The 15,736-nt window shown below is 52.3% G+C and carries 11 protein-coding genes and 1 pseudogene; 6 read left to right on the forward strand and 6 right to left on the reverse strand.

Translation table 11 applies throughout. The features are described 5' to 3' along the window. Positions 1-271: 271 nt before the first annotated feature. Positions 272-4,873 carry a fibronectin type III domain-containing protein gene (locus ABE504_RS13315; RefSeq protein ID WP_430089006.1) on the reverse strand — a complete coding sequence of 1,534 codons (4,602 nt, stop codon included), beginning with the start codon at positions 4,871-4,873 and terminating at the stop codon, positions 272-274. Positions 4,874-5,103: 230 nt separating this feature from the next. Between ABE504_RS13315 and ABE504_RS13320 the strand changes: the two genes are divergently transcribed. The 5 genes from ABE504_RS13320 (at position 5,104) to ABE504_RS13340 (ending at position 10,306) form a co-directional block, all read left to right on the forward strand. After that, a complete protein-coding gene (locus ABE504_RS13320) occupies positions 5,104-5,523 on the forward strand; it encodes an HIT family protein (RefSeq protein WP_430089008.1) in 420 nt (139 codons plus the stop codon). 240 nt (positions 5,524-5,763) lie between these two features. After that, positions 5,764-6,816, forward strand: a complete 1,053-nt coding sequence (locus ABE504_RS13325) for an ABC transporter substrate-binding protein (protein ID WP_430089011.1) — start codon at positions 5,764-5,766, stop codon at positions 6,814-6,816. Between the two features lie 75 nt (positions 6,817-6,891). Further along, entirely contained in the window at positions 6,892-7,806 is a 915-nt protein-coding gene (locus ABE504_RS13330; protein ID WP_430089014.1) for an ABC transporter permease, read from the forward strand. Continuing rightward, positions 7,806-8,600 carry an ABC transporter ATP-binding protein gene (locus tag ABE504_RS13335; RefSeq protein WP_430089017.1) on the forward strand — a complete coding sequence of 265 codons (795 nt, stop codon included), beginning with the start codon at positions 7,806-7,808 and terminating at the stop codon, positions 8,598-8,600. Before ABE504_RS13330 ends, ABE504_RS13335 begins: the two co-directional genes overlap by 1 nt. Positions 8,601-8,776: 176 nt before the next feature. Then, on the forward strand, positions 8,777-10,306 hold the full coding sequence (locus ABE504_RS13340) for an MDR family MFS transporter (RefSeq protein ID WP_430089020.1): 1,530 nt from the start codon (positions 8,777-8,779) through the stop codon (positions 10,304-10,306). Positions 10,307-10,408: 102 nt separating this feature from the next. On the opposite strand, the pseudogene ABE504_RS13345 reads toward ABE504_RS13340, so the two are convergent. Then, positions 10,409-10,554, reverse strand: a pseudogene (locus tag ABE504_RS13345) (beta-galactosidase); the annotation flags it as partial. Positions 10,555-10,796: 242 nt separating this feature from the next. On the opposite strand from ABE504_RS13345, the gene ABE504_RS13350 reads away from it, so the two are divergent. Next, a complete protein-coding gene (locus ABE504_RS13350) occupies positions 10,797-11,579 on the forward strand; it encodes a hypothetical protein (protein WP_430089023.1) in 783 nt (260 codons plus the stop codon). Positions 11,580-11,647: 68 nt separating this feature from the next. On the opposite strand, the gene ABE504_RS13355 is transcribed toward ABE504_RS13350, so the two are convergent. Genes ABE504_RS13355 through ABE504_RS13370 form a run of 4 tightly spaced genes read right to left on the reverse strand, consistent with a single transcriptional unit; the run spans position 11,648 to position 15,670 of the window. Then, positions 11,648-12,817 (reverse strand): N-acetylglucosamine-6-phosphate deacetylase, encoded by a 1,170-nt coding sequence (locus ABE504_RS13355; RefSeq protein WP_430089025.1) that lies wholly within the window; start codon positions 12,815-12,817, stop codon positions 11,648-11,650. A gap of 12 nt (positions 12,818-12,829) precedes the next feature. Further along, a complete protein-coding gene (locus ABE504_RS13360) occupies positions 12,830-13,864 on the reverse strand; it encodes a LacI family DNA-binding transcriptional regulator (protein ID WP_430089028.1) in 1,035 nt (344 codons plus the stop codon). A 46-nt stretch (positions 13,865-13,910) separates the two neighbouring features. Next, positions 13,911-14,909: a Gfo/Idh/MocA family protein gene (locus ABE504_RS13365; RefSeq protein ID WP_430089030.1), complete on the reverse strand. Its 999-nt coding sequence runs from the start codon at positions 14,907-14,909 to the stop codon at positions 13,911-13,913. Between the two features lie 11 nt (positions 14,910-14,920). Further along, a complete protein-coding gene (locus ABE504_RS13370; RefSeq protein WP_430089033.1) occupies positions 14,921-15,670 on the reverse strand; it encodes a glucosamine-6-phosphate deaminase in 750 nt (249 codons plus the stop codon). Positions 15,671-15,736 lie beyond the last annotated feature (66 nt).

The following is a 15,736-nucleotide window of genomic DNA, read 5'->3' on the forward strand; positions in this document are numbered from 1 at the left end:
AGTTCATTTCAGCCATTTGAAGCGAATTCCCCCTGCAGGGCCACATAGACTGGAAGAATTCCAGTTGAGCATCCCATTTTGGGTGAAAACGCAAAAATGAACGGGAGAATTTCCAGTTCATTTGATGCGCATCGTACAGATGCGGCGACGGCGAGGGCTAAACGGTGAACGACAGGCACCGCGCACGCCTCCTATGCCAGATTAAGCGCAAGACAACCGTAGTGAGGGCTGCCTTACGCTTAACCTGACGACATTAGATGCTGTCTCACATTCAAGGAAGCGTAACGATCGAAGCCGTCAGCCGGTCGCGGGCCGCGTTACCTGCTGCGTCAACGGCTTCCACTTGAAAGACGTAAGCCGTTCCCGGCAGCAAGTCGTCAAACGCATAGGCGGTAACGTTCGATACCGTCTCATGGAGCACGCCGTTTACATAGACGCGGTACGTTACCGCCGCTCCTGACGTATCGACGGCCGACGGCCAAGTCAACTGCGCTTCCGTGGATGTCACGTCAGTAACGGACAATCCGCCGCTACCTCCCTGCCAGTAAGGCGCCCTGACATCCGCATACGCATTAGCCGTTGTGACGGTGTTCAGAGAGCCTGCGTCCACGAGCGGCGTCGTGACGTTCGTGAAGCTGTTGCCGCTCAGCACCTGACCGTAAATCGCTTTCGTCAGCGAAATGCCGGTTTTCACATTGACAAACTGGTTATTCTCAACAATGGTATTTCTAACGGCCGGTACATCGAACGTGCTGCCTTTCACGGCTCGGATGAAGAAGCTGGAAGCGTCGGCATTCTGATCAGCCACCAGCCGGTTATTGCGGAATTCGCTGCCGAAAGCTTCCACCGCATACGCCGTATTATCGGCTTGCACCCCTAATCCGAAGCCCGTACCTGGCAGGGAATCGATCAGCGTATTGTTATCAAAACGTGTAAAATACGTATTGTTTAATCGGCGCTGCGCCTCCGAATTGAAGCCATAGGTCACAGCTCCGCCCATATTGATGAGCACATTGTCAGCCACAACGTTATCAAACGAGTTGCCGTACAAGGAAATAGGTCCGCCGCCGTCCATGCCGGTATTGCGGTACACCGTCCCCCTGGCGTTCGGAACAACGAAAGTAAATTTACTCGTCCGATCAGGTGCAATATCCCAAGGTGTTGCGACCGTCATCGTATTCCCGGTCACTTGGGTCACATCGCGCACTTGCCCGATGCCCCGGCCGGCCAGGATGACGACCGCCAATCGGCCGTAACGGTGCGGATAGCTGTAGACGTTGCCGCTCACCGTTGCTCCGACACTGAGCGGGGCGACTGGCGCTACGGTCAGCTCCGTGCCCGCAGCCCCCAATACTTCGCCATAATTGAACGTGCCGCTTGGTGATTCATTTAATACGATCTCGCCATCGGTGTTATCGCGTTCCCCCGTGCTGATCCCTTCTATGATGTTGTTCGCCACATAGTAATCCGATTTGACATTGAAGCCATGGATGTCTACGCCGTCCACCGGATGCCCGATCAAGTGATTGTTCTCATCGATCCCATAGCGGGCCAGCATGTGGGTTGCTCCGCTTGCGTATTCGAACGTATTGCCCAGCACTTGGGCATAGGCGTTGACATAGCCCGTCACAATGCTCGCCGCCCTGCCTTTGAAATCATTGCGGACAAAAGCCACATGCTCGTCGGCAATGATGCCGATGGCACTCGCTTTACCCGTCATCGCTTCCATCGGCGTATCGATGGCAACCTCCGCAACGAACAGTTCACTCGCGGTGCGAAGCGAATTATCCGTCACCGTAGCTCCCCACGCATGCCCCAGCCAGATGAAGAAATCCGGATAGACCGATGGATTGAATACTTCCAGTGTCATACGCGCTACCCCTGCCCGGCCGACCGTCTGGCCATCGCCGGAAGAAACAATCAGCGACCCCGTACTGGTGCCGGCATAGGCAAGTACCGTATCCGATTGGCTTTCGCCCAGCAGCACGACGCCAGCAGGAAGTCCTATTGTTGACACCCGGTAAGTTCCGTTTGGGAACCAAACGACGCCACCGCCATCTTCATGCGCCTGATCGACGGCGCTTTGCACCGAAGCGGTATCATCGGTTAGGCCATCGACCACAGCGCCGTAATCCGTCACATCGTACACGTCGCCCCAGTGGAAGTTCGCAGCCCAGCCCACGCCAAGATCAAGCGGATCGTCGCCCGCTTCCATCACGGTCAGGAGCTGGCCGTTATCCAGCCGCACCCACTGACCGTCTGCCTGATTGCGTACCTCGACCCAATATGCTTGCGGCGGGGCCTCTTCAATAGCAAACGTGACCGCGAACGGGTTCAGCTCGGTGATCGGCATTGCGTACACGCTGCCGGCAGCGCTCTTCAGCCTGACCGCCGTCTCGGCGGCCGCGCCGCCGAATTCCCGCGCGTCAAAATTGCGGCCGACCAGCTTGATCTGCTGCCCTTCAAACGCTTCCCGCTCCGAAATAAACTGTGGGCGCGGATCGTTCAGCGGCTTCGCTTCGCTCCAGCCGTACGCATTGCGAACCCATACGGCATACGCGCCTGGGCTCATATCTGCAGGCAATCGCGATACGACAAAAGCACCCTGATCGTCCGTCTGCACGATATCCAGCGTGCGGGCGCCGGCGGACGGCGCACTGGCGCCAAGTTCCGCGTAGTCGTCGATGGCGACTTCGACGGCAGATGCGGTTATACCGTAGCCGGAAACGGTAAACAGTGTGCCAGGCACGACCGCATCCGACAGGCGCAGCACGACGGGCGGCTGCTCCCAAGCCTCTACCTGGACGATCAGCGGAATCGCGTCCGTGCTCCCCGTCAACAATTGGGCATCATCGACAGCAAAAGCAGCCTTGATCGTATAAGAACCCGCATATAACGGCGTATAATCGACTATGATCTCACCATTGGCATCCGTTATGCCGGAACCGGCGTCGCTGTCGATATACGTGCCAACATGCTCGCCTTCCAGCTCAAAGGCAACCGACTGACCGACAAGCGGAGAACCCGCGCTGTCCATCAATATGGCGCGAAGCTGCACGGTTTCGTTCGGATGATCAACGACGATCGATGCGTCTTCAAAAGTCAGGCTTGTGACCTCGTAAGCCGGAATCGCAACCGATGCGCGCGCTGCAATGTCCGAATAGCGGAATTGGTGAATGCTGCGAATGCCGTATTGGTATATGACGCCCGGCTCCAGGCCCGAATCGGTAAAGACATTCGTGCCTGAACTCATCGTTGCAATGCGGGCAAAATCGGCATCGCTCTGTTTTTTTCGCAGGAGGATCGTATCGTCGCTTCCGGCAGCCGTCCACGACAAAGCCACCTGACGCGTGCCTGTATTTACGGCTTGCAAGTCCGACACAGTCGGCGCAATCGGCGTATCGAAGAAGATACCTTCCACATTCGCTTGCGTGCCGGCAAGCTTTGTAAACCGCAGCTTGAAGCTGCCTCTCACCAAATAGGAGACGTATTTGCCGCCGTTTACCGTATCCACCGTCTGCGCATCCAGCACATTGCCACTGGCGTCCAGCAGTTCAAACTTCTCGACATTCACTTCGGTCGACCCGAAATCCGTGGTGTAGAAGCTCACCTGATGCGGGGTGCTGTCCGATAACGTAAACGAATGCGTCAGCGTAGTGTACGTGTAGACCGTCAGCATTTTACGAATGCTGCCATCCGGCATCCAGAGCGCGCGCACATCCGTAGACGGATTCTGCACGACATTATAGCCATTGGTTCCGCCGAGCGTATAGGCGCTCACATACGAAGGAAGGCTGGCGATGTGCGCCGGCGTCGTCGCATCTTTCCCTGATGCGGACGTTGCCGTAAAGAACGGCAGGATGTAGCCGTCACCGCCGTAGGTGCCGATCCAATTGCCCTTGGTCACCGTATCCTGCCCCAAGTAGTAGGTCGGAGCAGGTGTCGTCGTAGCCGTTTCGAACGGTCCGTCCTCACTCCAGTTGCCGGCTGCGTCGCCGGCCTGCACACGGAATGTGTATGCCGTCTCCGGCGCAAGCCCCGTCACATCATAGGCATAAACGCTGCCGCCTACAGTTGCAAGCTGCGTACCGTCACGGTAGATACGGTACTGGGTCACAGCCCGATTGTCCGTTGCTGCGTTCCAGGACAGATGAACCCCGGTCGCCGTCTCCTGCGACGTAGTCAATGCGCTGCCGGACGGCCATTCCGGCGCTGCCGTATCCGGTATGACCGGCGCATCGAAGAAAAAGCCCTGCGCCGGCGCTTGCGAACCCGCTTGCAAGGTCACGACCAGCTTGAAGCTGCCCTGCACGAGATACGTCACATATTTACCGCCGTTAATCGTCGCAATCGTCCGGGAATCGAGCACCGCTCCGCCCGCGTCGAGCAACTCGAACCCCATTTGCGTCGACTCCGTCAATCCAAAATCAGTCGTATACACGGAGAATTGATGCGTTGCACTATCCGACAACGTAAACGAAACCGACATCGTGCTATACGTGTACACGCTGAACCGTTTGCGCGTACTGCCATCCGGGGATTGCAAACCCCGCGGATCGGACTGATTGCCGGAAACCCAATAATTAGATCCCGTCTTTGTGTAAGCGCTCACATATGAAGGCAGCTGCACAACGTCAGCAGCGGGCGGCGTATCTCTGCCGCTCGTAACCGTCGTGGCGTAAAAAGGCAGCAAGTAGCCTTCACTGCCGTACGTCCCCACCCAATTGCCTTTCGTGGTTGTATCCGTGCCCACAAAGGAATCGGCGGACGCGCGAGCTGCCTGCGGCCCAAACGTCATACCGCCGAAGACAAGCGATAGGATCAACAAATAAACGAACCAACTCCACTTCTTCGTTCTCGGGGTTAAAGTCATTATCAACGCTCTCCTCCTTTTCAAACTTTACGAATGAGTTCGCCTGATTCCTGGCCCAATTCCGCTTAGCCCCCTTCCTGATTGTTACATGTATCCAGCCGAATACAGGCAAAGCCTATTGTACGGCGGATGCCTATCGCAAATATATCATCAAAAATTCGCACGATGATATGGTATGATACTGTAGAAGTCTTCACTTCATCCATTTCTAGCGAACAGGGGTGTCCGGCATGAATTCAACTTGCAATTATTGCAGCAAAAACGAAGCACTGAACAATCTCATGATTGAAATCGGCCAGTTACGTGTATCAACCTTGTATTTGTTTCGAGAGCAGACGTACCGGGGACGCTGTATTGTCGCACTGAACGAGCATGAAACGGAGTTTTTTCATCTGTCTCAGGATAAGCAGGATGCTTATATGCGCGATGTAGCGCAAGTGGCGGCAGCAATTGAAAAAGCGTTTCAACCGGATAAAATTAACTACGGTGCCTTTGGCGATACGATGCCGCATGTACATTTTCACATCGTACCGAAATATAAAGATGGCTACACCTGGGGAAAAATGTTTGAAATGAACCCCTCGGCGAATCTTCTTTTAACTCAGGATCAATATGGAGCGCTCATTGATCAAATCAAGAGTCATCTGTAACATTGTTGTACGAAAGGCAGCCTTTTCGCGAAGGGCTGCCTTTGATTTTTCAACCTTCTAGAGCCGATTTGAAAAACATTCCTTATGGAATTCCCTTGACGGATAGCCATGGGGCAATTAAACTATGGTTAATTATCACAACCCTTGGTTGCCTAACGCCCGGCACTTTGCTGGATGAAAGCGTTGAAGCGATGTGAGGGGATTGTGTCCAAGCAAACTGTATTTTAGAGAGGGGTCATTTTGTTGAAAAAGAAAGCGCTCTTATCATTTGCCTTATCAGCAGCACTCATGGTTGTGGCCGGATGTGGCCAAAAGGCTGAACCAACGCCTGCAGCAGGCGGCGCATCATCCGCTGCCCCAGCAGCTTCAGCTGGCGCCAAAACGTACAAAATCGCTATCTCGCAAATTGTCGAGCATCCTTCCCTGGATGCGACACGTCAAGGTTTCCTGGCCGCATTGAAAGATGCCGGCATAACCGAAGGCACCAACTTGAAAGTTGATTTCAACAACGCGCAAGGCGATCAACCGAATAACTTATCTATTGCTCAAAAAATTGCTTCCGCCGACTACGATCTTGTCCTCGGTATTGCAACACCATCCGCGCAAGCGATTGTCCAGCAAGTGAAGAAAGCTCCGATTCTTTTCGCGGCGGTGACAGATCCTGTTGCAGCTAAAATCGTTCCGAGCATGGACAAACCCGGCGGTAATGTTTCCGGTGCTTCGGACACCAACCCAATGGCAGTTGCCCAGTTGATGGATTTCGTTGCTGCCAATATGCCAAAAATTAAAACAGTCGGCCTTGTTATCAATGAAGGTGAACCGAATGCGGTGATTATGGCCAAAAATGCGGAGGATTCCTTATCCAAGCACGGCATTAAGCTGGTGAAAGCACCGGTTACGAACACTTCGGAAGTGAAGCAGGCTGCGCAGTCCTTAGTCGGCCGGGCAGATGCCTTCTTGATTACGCTCGACAATACCGTTGTTAGCGGTGTGGATGGCATTATTCAAGTTGCGAATGATAAGAAAATTCCTTTCTTCTCCAGCGACCGCGACACCGTTGAAAAAGGAGCTTTTGCAACGGTTGGATTTAAGTACTACGACCATGGATACCAAGTCGGTCAAATGGCGGTCGACATTCTCAAAAACGGCAAAAAGCCGGCCGATATGAAAGTAACCGTGCCAGACAAAATGGATCTGATCCTCAACCTGAAAGCAGCGAAAGCCGAAGGCATTGAGGTCACAGATGCGATGAAAAACGCAGTAAAAGATAAAGAAAACAACATCATACAATAAGCTAAATTGTTGCAATACTAGGGGTGAACGTCACTTTCGTTCATCCCTATTTTTTAAAGCAGGAGGTTATTAACCATGTTGAGTTCCCTAATTGGTGCCACCGAGCTGGGTCTTCTCTACGCACTGATGGCACTCGGTGTCTATATTACATTCCGAATTCTTGACTTCCCCGACCTGACGGTGGATGGAAGCTTTACAACCGGCGGTGCGATTGCCGCGATTATGATTGCGAACGGCTACTCCCCGCTGCTCGCTTGTTTAGCCGCTTTTGTCGGCGGACTTGCTGCTGGTGCTTGTACCGGTTTACTGCATACCAAAGGTAAAATTAACGGCCTTCTCTCCGGGATTCTGATGATGATCGCTCTGTATTCCATTAATATGCGCATTATGGGCAAGCCGAACATCTCGCTTCTCGGGGAAGATACGTTGTTCTCTTCCGTATCGCCAATAACGATCGTGCTGATCATCGTCATTGTATTCAAATTATTACTGGACGCGTTCTTGCATACCGATCTTGGACTCGCCCTTCGCGCGACTGGGGACAACGCCCGGATGATTCGCAGCTTCGGTGCCAACACCCACAACACCACGATTTTTGGGCTCAGTTTATCCAACGGCCTAGTCGCGCTGTCGGGCGCACTTATTGCTCAGCAATCCGGGTTTGCCGACATTTCGATGGGGATCGGCATGATCGTCATTGGACTCGCGTCCGTCATTATCGGAGAAGCGATTTTCGGTGCCCGCTCGGTCTTCCAAGCGACATTGGCGGCAGTTCTCGGCTCCATTATCTATCGCATCGTCGTCGCCTTAGCGCTCCGTATCGAGTGGCTCAACGCATCCGATTTGAAACTGATTACGGCAATCATCGTGATTATTGCGCTCGTACTGCCTTCCATACAGCGTTCCATTAAGCAAAAAGCGTTGACAAAGCGGCGCACAGCTGAACTGATCGCCAGTTCTGCGCAAATGAACCGAGGAGGTGAGCGTTAATGCTGCAGCTCTCCCATGTCTCCAAATTATTTAACCCCGGGTCTCCCGATGAGAAAATCGCTCTGATCGATATCCAACTAAGCCTAAAACCCGGCGATTTCGTCACCGTCATCGGCAGTAATGGCGCCGGCAAATCGACGCTGATGAACACCATCTCCGGTGTCATGACCCCGGATGCCGGCGAAGTGCGTATCAACGGTGAAGTGATTCACCATCTGCCGGAACACGAGCGCAGCCGTTGGATCGGCCGCGTCTTCCAGGATCCGATGGCGGGAACGGCTCCGCGCATGACGATCGAGGAAAATCTCTCCATGGCGTATGCCCGCGGCAAGAAGCGCGGACTGAGCTTCGGTGTCAACGCGAAGAAGCGTGCGTTTTTCCTGGAACAGCTGCAGCGCCTCGGCATCGGCCTGGAAGGGCGTCTCCGCGCGAAGGTGGGCATGCTCTCCGGTGGCGAGCGCCAAGCCCTCAGCTTGCTGATGGCGACCTTCACCCAGCCGCAGATTCTGCTGCTGGATGAGCACACCGCCGCGCTGGATCCTGCGCGCGCAGAGCTCATCACACGATTAACCAAGGAAATCGTAGCCGGGATGAAGCTGACCACCTTGATGGTCACGCATAATATGGAGCAAGCCATCCGCCTTGGCAATCGCCTCATCATGATGGATAAAGGCCGCATCATCCTGGATGTGAGCGAAGAACGCAAGAAAACGCTCAGCGTCGAACAATTGCTCGGCGAATTCGAACGCATCAGCGGCAACAAATTGTCAGATGACCGCGTCGTTCTCGGTTAACGAAATAGGGCAGTCCCTGAAGTCAACGAATATGACTTCGGGGACTGTCCTTTTTTTGCGGCATTTTTTTTCGCGAACTCTTTCTTCCCTGACAGACTGTTGTCAACAAAGGTAGCTTAAGATGAACTTAGATGAAGTCACCAATTAATTAAGGTTCAGGAAAGGAATGATTACGCATGTCAAAACTACAAAACAAACTCGGCATCATCGTTGGGGGACTGCTGCTTGCCATACTCATGGCCTCCATGGATAACACGATTGTTGCAACAGCGATGGGAACAGTCGTTGGAGAAATGGGGGGACTCGACAAGTTCGTGTGGGTCACCACGGCTTATATGGTTGCGGAGATGGCCTGCATGCCGATCTTTGGCAAGCTATCCGATATGTATGGCCGCAAGCGTTTTTTCATCTTCGGGATCATAATGTTTATGATCGGTTCCGCATTGTGCGGGATGGCCATGTCTATTGTTCAGCTAAGCCTCTTTCGGGCTGTTCAAGGGGTTGGGGCAGGGGCGATGGTGTCCATCGCATTCACAATTCTGTTCGATGTCGTTTCGCCTACGGATCGCGGAAAAATGATGGGAGCATTCGGCGCTGTGTTCGGCCTGTCGAGCGTTATCGGCCCTCTGCTAGGGGGGTACATTACCGATCACCTCAACTGGTCATGGATCTTCTACATCAATTTGCCCCTCGGCTTTATTGCCCTACTGATGATTGCCTTGTTCTATAAAGAAACCCAAACGCACTCGAAGCAAACAATCGATTGGGCCGGTTCTATTCTCCTCGTCGGAGCTGTCGTCTGCTGTATCTTCGGACTTGAGCTTGGCGGCAAAACATACGCATGGAGCTCGCCTCAAATTGTCGGCTTGTTCTCTGGTTTCGTGGTTCTTACGATCTTACTTATTGTGGTGGAAAAGAAAGCTGTGGAGCCGATCATTTCGTTCCGCTTGTTCCGCAGCAGACTGTATACGACGAGTAATCTTGTCGCCATGCTCAGCGGTGCTGCGTACATGACGGCGGCGATCTTCATTCCAATCTATGTACAAGGTGTGCTTGGCGGCTCGGCGTCCAATTCAGGGTTGACCTTATTGCCAATGATGATCGGTTCGGTCGTAACCGCGACACTTGGCGGAATTCTAATGACCAAGCTGCAATACCGAACCATTATGATGGGGACGCTTGTCCTGTTACTGACGGGTCTTGTTCTCCTATCGCAAATCACCGCAGATTCTTCTAGACTTCTCATTACCATTATTATGATTCTCATCGGTCTTGGCATTGGCGCCTCATTCTCGGTGTTAAGCTCTTCCGTGCTTCATTCGTTCCCCATGGCGCAACGCGGGGCGGCAAGCTCGACATTGAATTTCAATCGATCGCTCGGCATGTCGCTTGGCATCACGATCTTTGGGATTGTGCAAAGCCATAGCATGCTCTCTAAGCTCACGCAATCGCTTGGCGCGGGCAATACGGCGGTCCCTTCAGAATTGAATTTAAACGATCCGCACGCCTTGCTGATCCCAGCGTTCCGTGAATCTCTTGATCCGCAACTGCTTAATACGGTCACCTTGGGATTGTCGAGTTCCATTGGCACAACCTTTGCATGGAGCCTCATTCCTGCTGCGTTGGCGTTAATCGCTGCGTTCCTGATGACGAAGGATAAAATGGACCCGGCTGCCGAAGGAGAAGGATACGCGGCGGCGCATTAAGCGCCCCGATCTTTGCCGAGCTCTCTTGGGAACAATTCGAAAAACAGCTGACGGATGAATTGAAGGCAGCCTTCATGCCAATGAAGGCTGCTGTTTCTGGTTATAACCTTTTTCATCCAAGGCCAAATGTGGATTCGGCGACATCCCCACCATAGTCCGAGTAAGATAGACCTGCTCCCATTCGGTATAGGTCTGACTCCAGAAGACAGTGCCCAGGCTTTGTTCAGATTCTCTAACGTCGCATACCGTGCCTATACAAAACGCCATCCACATCTACTATTGTACATACCGAGATGCCTTGATGCTATGAAAGAACAATATACCGTAATGCACCGCCAAAAAAAGAGGCATTCCCTTGTTTTTACTAGGGCATTTCATGAAATTTTAGATTGATGTCTATTTTTCACAAACGGTAACTATTTGAGAATTTGTCCTATATCGGAATAGGAAATCTAACATACATTATTGTATTGCAAAGGAGGTGCTAGCAGTGCCACTTACACAACAACCTATTTTAGTAAGGATTCAAAAACAACTTGCAGCTATTAACAACGCCGTGCTTCTCAATAGAAAGAAAATCATTGAATTTAGTCAGGCTTGCCCCAAAAAGGAAAAAGAGATCTTACTACAGATTCGAAGACAACTAAGGGCGATTAACCGAAAAGTCCTCATTAATCAGCACACGATTGGAACTAAACTCGTTCTCTCTGGCAAAAAATTCGATAAAACGGCCTTGAAGAGAATACGACAACAACTTAAAGCAATTAACCGAAATGTTCTTATTAATCAAAAGATGGTAGAACGCCTCATAGCTAGTAAAAAGTACAACGCCGAAATCAAAAAGACTTTGAGAAAGATCAATCTCCAGCTCAAAACGATAAGCAAAAACGTCCTTCTGACTCAACGCATCGTTGATAACTTGATTCAACCTCCGATTACCACATGCCCTCCGGGACATAATTGTCTTTCAGTGCGGTTGATCGATGGCTTAGGTCTAGACCTAGATGTTGATCCGAAAGAACCAAGTATTAAAATCACAGTGAAAATTTTCGGAGCATCCGTTATCTCTGGAACGATAAGCTTGCGAAATCCAACACTTAGCCTAGGCGGAGAATTTGGTCTATTCCTCTTAGAATTGACGTTGCGAGGGGAATTTGGAGACATCGCTCATGGTCATTTTAGACTTATCTTAGGCGGTAGAGCTTGCATCGGTCCGCCCATTGACTTTTTGCGTACCTGTACGAGTTTCAATCAAATCATCTATGATCAATAGCGACTAAAAAGTCACGACCTGTCGCCTGCCATTCCAGTATGGAATAAGCAGAGGAACAGGCCGTGACTTTAATTTTTCCCTTCAGCTTCAAGGTTACTATAAACCGTCTTGGCATGCAGCACCGTTTCTCGAACATGCAGCTTTCCGCCGGAATCCGGGTAATCGAACAAAGTCAGGTTAGCGGTCATCCCTTCGGCCAGCTTGCCCAGCCTGCTAAAGCCCATCACGGTTGCAGGGCGGATGGTTGACGCTTCGATGGCCTCTCCGAGGCTGATCCCCGCCAGTTGCACCGCTGCCGCAATTCCCCAATCAAGAGCTTGTGCCGAACCCGCTAAAATATCGGGATTTGCCGCCGTCGTCAGCCTGCCGTTCGGATGCAGCTCGACTTCCGAGCCGATGTTGCTCTTGTAGCGTCCTGCAGGCATGCCGCCGAATTTCACACAGTCGCTGACGAAGATCGCTTTGTCGCGTTTGGCTCGAAGCATGGCCTTTAATACGTTAGGCGCAAGATGATGTCCGTCCGGTATGAAAGTCGCCCACAATCCATCATTGGCCAGTTGGTCCCAAATATAGTTCGGATGACGCGGCAGCATGGGATGGGATCCATTCCCCAAATGCGTGGAGAGAACCGCACCCGCTTTGACCGCTGCTTCAATCTGCTCCGTTGTCGCCTTCGTATGCCCTAAGCTGACAACAACGCCTGATTCGGCCAATTTGCTGATAAATGGAATCGCGCCGTCCCGTTCAGGTGCAAGGGTCACGAGACGGATCCGGTTACCCGAAGCCGCCTGCCATTCAGCAAATTCCGTCCAATCGGGATTACGGATATATGCCTTGTCATGAGCCCCGCGCGGACCGTCTTCTTCGGACAAATAGGGTCCTTCGAGATGGATGCCGGGGACGCAGGCTCCGACCTTCTCCGATGAATCGCAGGCTTCCGCTATGGCGGTTAATGCCTGCGTGATGCGCTTGGAGCTGCCGGTGATCACGGTCGGGAGATAGGTCGTCACTCCCCTTGCTAGATTAGCGTTCGTTACACCGATAACGTCCTCCGCCGTTGTCACTTCCCCATTGAAATCAAACCCGGCGAAGCCGTTCACTTGCAAATCGATCCAACCGGGAGAGATCCACGGAGCATTCTCCTGCTCGTCGATTTCGGTCACAGACCGAATAACGCTCTCCTCCGCTGTAATTTCAACATACGTTCCCGTATCCGCAAGTCGTCCTCTCCATTTCAATGTCTATGCACCTCACTTAAAATCTGCCACTGTACTGCGCTCGATCAATTTGGGCTGCAAGACAATATCGATCTCCACTTGCCCGCCTCTCATTAGCTCCATCAGCATGTTGTACGCCAGCTTCCCCATCTCGTAACTCGGCTGATGAATGGTCGTCAAAGGCGGCGTAATCATTTGACTAAAATCAATATTGTCGAAACCGACGACAGAAATTTGCTCAGGTATTTTCACACCGTGGTCAGTCAGTTCATTGATGACACCGAAAGCGGTCATGTCGTTGCAAGCAAAAACGGCCGTTGGGAGTTCGTCGAGCTCAAACAGTCGTCGCGTCAGCAGCTTCCCATTTTCGAATTCGCCTCTTGTCTCATCTCCCTCTGTAGGCTCCGACACTTTCACCAGCTGTTCCTCCTCGGCAATGCCCGCTTCCTGCAGCGCGTCGCGGTAGCCGTGATAAATGCTTTGTCTGCTTGGTCGGTCCAACGGGGCAGAAATAAAAGCGATACGGCGATGGCCTTTTTCCACCAAATGCTTGGTCGCCATGTATCCGCCTTTGCGGTAATCAAACTTGATTTGGAAAACGTCCGGCAGATCGATCGGCTGATCGATCGCGATAACGTTAAGTCCCAACCTTATCAGCTTAGCCAATAATGCGCGATTGAACGAGATCGACGACAGGATGACGCCTTTCACCTGATTTTCAAATAACTTTTCCAAATATTCGTCTTCCTGTTCAGGACTCTGCAAGGAATTGCACAAGAAAACATGATAATGATTTCTGCGCGCCATTTCTTCGATACCTAGGACGACCGAGGAATAAAATGGGTTGCTGATCGTCGGCACAATGACGCCGATTGTCATGTTCTGATGCGTTTTTAACTGCTTTCCGACCATGTTTGGCATATAATCGTGCTCTTCGGCAAGCTTCTCAATTTTTTTCCGCATCTCACTGCTTACTGGATAGCTGCTTTTGCTTAATACTCGTGAGACGGTAGCTGGAGAAACGCCAGCGATCCGGGCAATGTCGTGAATGGTTACGCGCTTGTTCATGGAAAATCACACGTTCCTTTAGTTGTAGTAATCGATTTCTTTTATACTACACTCCCCCAAAGGCAATAGCAACCTCCGATTTCACCTCATGTGAGCGGTAAATGCCCTCCAGAACGGCAATGACATCTCTGGAATATCCCATCGAGCATTGGGGTTCGCGCCTCTCTTCGATGCTTGCGAGCAGCTCACGGAACTGCAGGACGAAAGGCGCCTCTGCGCGAGGTACGGGGATTTGTTCATACACGCCATTGCGGCTGATCCACACCCCTTGGCCAGGAACAACTTTCACCATCCCTTTCGTAAAAACAAGCTCAAGCTCGTTCCTCGGCACGCCGCCGTACCCCGACTGCACAATCGTGGAAGGCACGCCTCCCTCATTCTCAAGAAAAATCACTCCGCTGCCCTCTACGTCGCCTACTGATCCATAATGGCTGATCGAAGATCTGACCTTTATGATGGGGGCATTCCCGAACCACATGATCCGGTCGACGGAATGGGAGCCCAGATTAAACAGGATGCCGCCTCCCGAACGCTGCTTATCGAGAAACCAAGCAGGCCGCTCCGCTGTGTAGTATGTGGTGTGGCGCGTATCATTCATCATGACAAGCTGCCCCAATTGCTCGCTTTCGTCTTCAATCAGCTTTTTCGCCAGCACGTTTTCCGCAAGAAAATGCTGTGTATGGCCGACCATCAGTCGAACGCTGCTGCGCCGCACGGCATCCATGATATCGTTGCATTCCTGCACGTTCAGCGCCATTGGCTTCTCCAGCAGCACGTGACAGCCCGCCTCGGCGCAAAAGACCGCCGCTTCCTTATGCAAATGATGCGGCAGCGTAATAACGACGATATCCGGCTCCTCCCTCATCACCATCTCGCGGTAATCCGTATACGCCGTAATGCCGGCCGCTGCGGACAGCAGCTCCGACCGATCGAGCCGGATGTCCGCTACCGCAACAGGCTTCAATTGCTCCGGCAGCTCACGCATCGCCTTCAAATGGCCTTCGGCATTATGCCCGGCTCCTATGACCGCTATTTTATATGTCATTTGGCTCACCGCTACACTTGATTCAACAGTCCGGCATCCACCGCCGAGGCGGATTCCCGATCGAGATACAGCGTCCACTGCGGATGGGTTTTCAAAATCGTGGAAGGAACCTCGTTCGTCAACTCATTTTCCAGCGTAAGCTTGATCGCGTTCGCTTTCACCCGATGCGGTACACAGGAAATAATGACGGCGCTTTTCAAAATTTGCCGGATACTCATCGTTATGGCCTGCTTCGGCACATCTTCGTTCGAAGGGAACCAGCCTTCGCCCACCTGCTGCTGTTTGCAGGACTCGGCAAGATTGACGATCAGATACGGCTCCTCGGTATCGAAATCAGCCGGCGGATCGTTAAATGCGACGTGCGCATTTTCCCCGATGCCAATCAAAGCGAGGTCGATCGGCGCTTTGTTCAATCGCGCGTTCAATGCCTCGATATTGCGGCGAATATCGCCCTCACCGTTCACCAAGGCATAGCGCTCGACAGCGACATGGGCCAGGAACCGCTCCTTCAAATATTTGCGGAAGCTGGCTGGATGCGTCTCCGGCAAATCGACGTATTCATCCAGATGAAACATCTCGACCTTCTCCCAATCCAAATCCGCTTCCACAAAATATTTAAAAAAATCGAGCTGCGACGCTCCCGTGGACAGCGTAAGACGGGCTCTGCCGCGCTCCCGGATCGCCGTGCGCAGCACTTCCGCCGCATGTATAGCCGCCGTTTTTCCCAATTCATCCGAGGTGTTCAGCACTTTTACTTCCATTTCGAATAGCCTCCCTTAGTTTTCCCATGGTAGATTAACCGCTCATCACAGCGGAGAAATCGATTT

Origin of the sequence: Paenibacillus oryzisoli (assembly GCF_050467285.1) — a bacterium.
GTDB lineage: Bacteria > Bacillota > Bacilli > Paenibacillales > NBRC-103111 > Paenibacillus_E > Paenibacillus_E oryzisoli_A.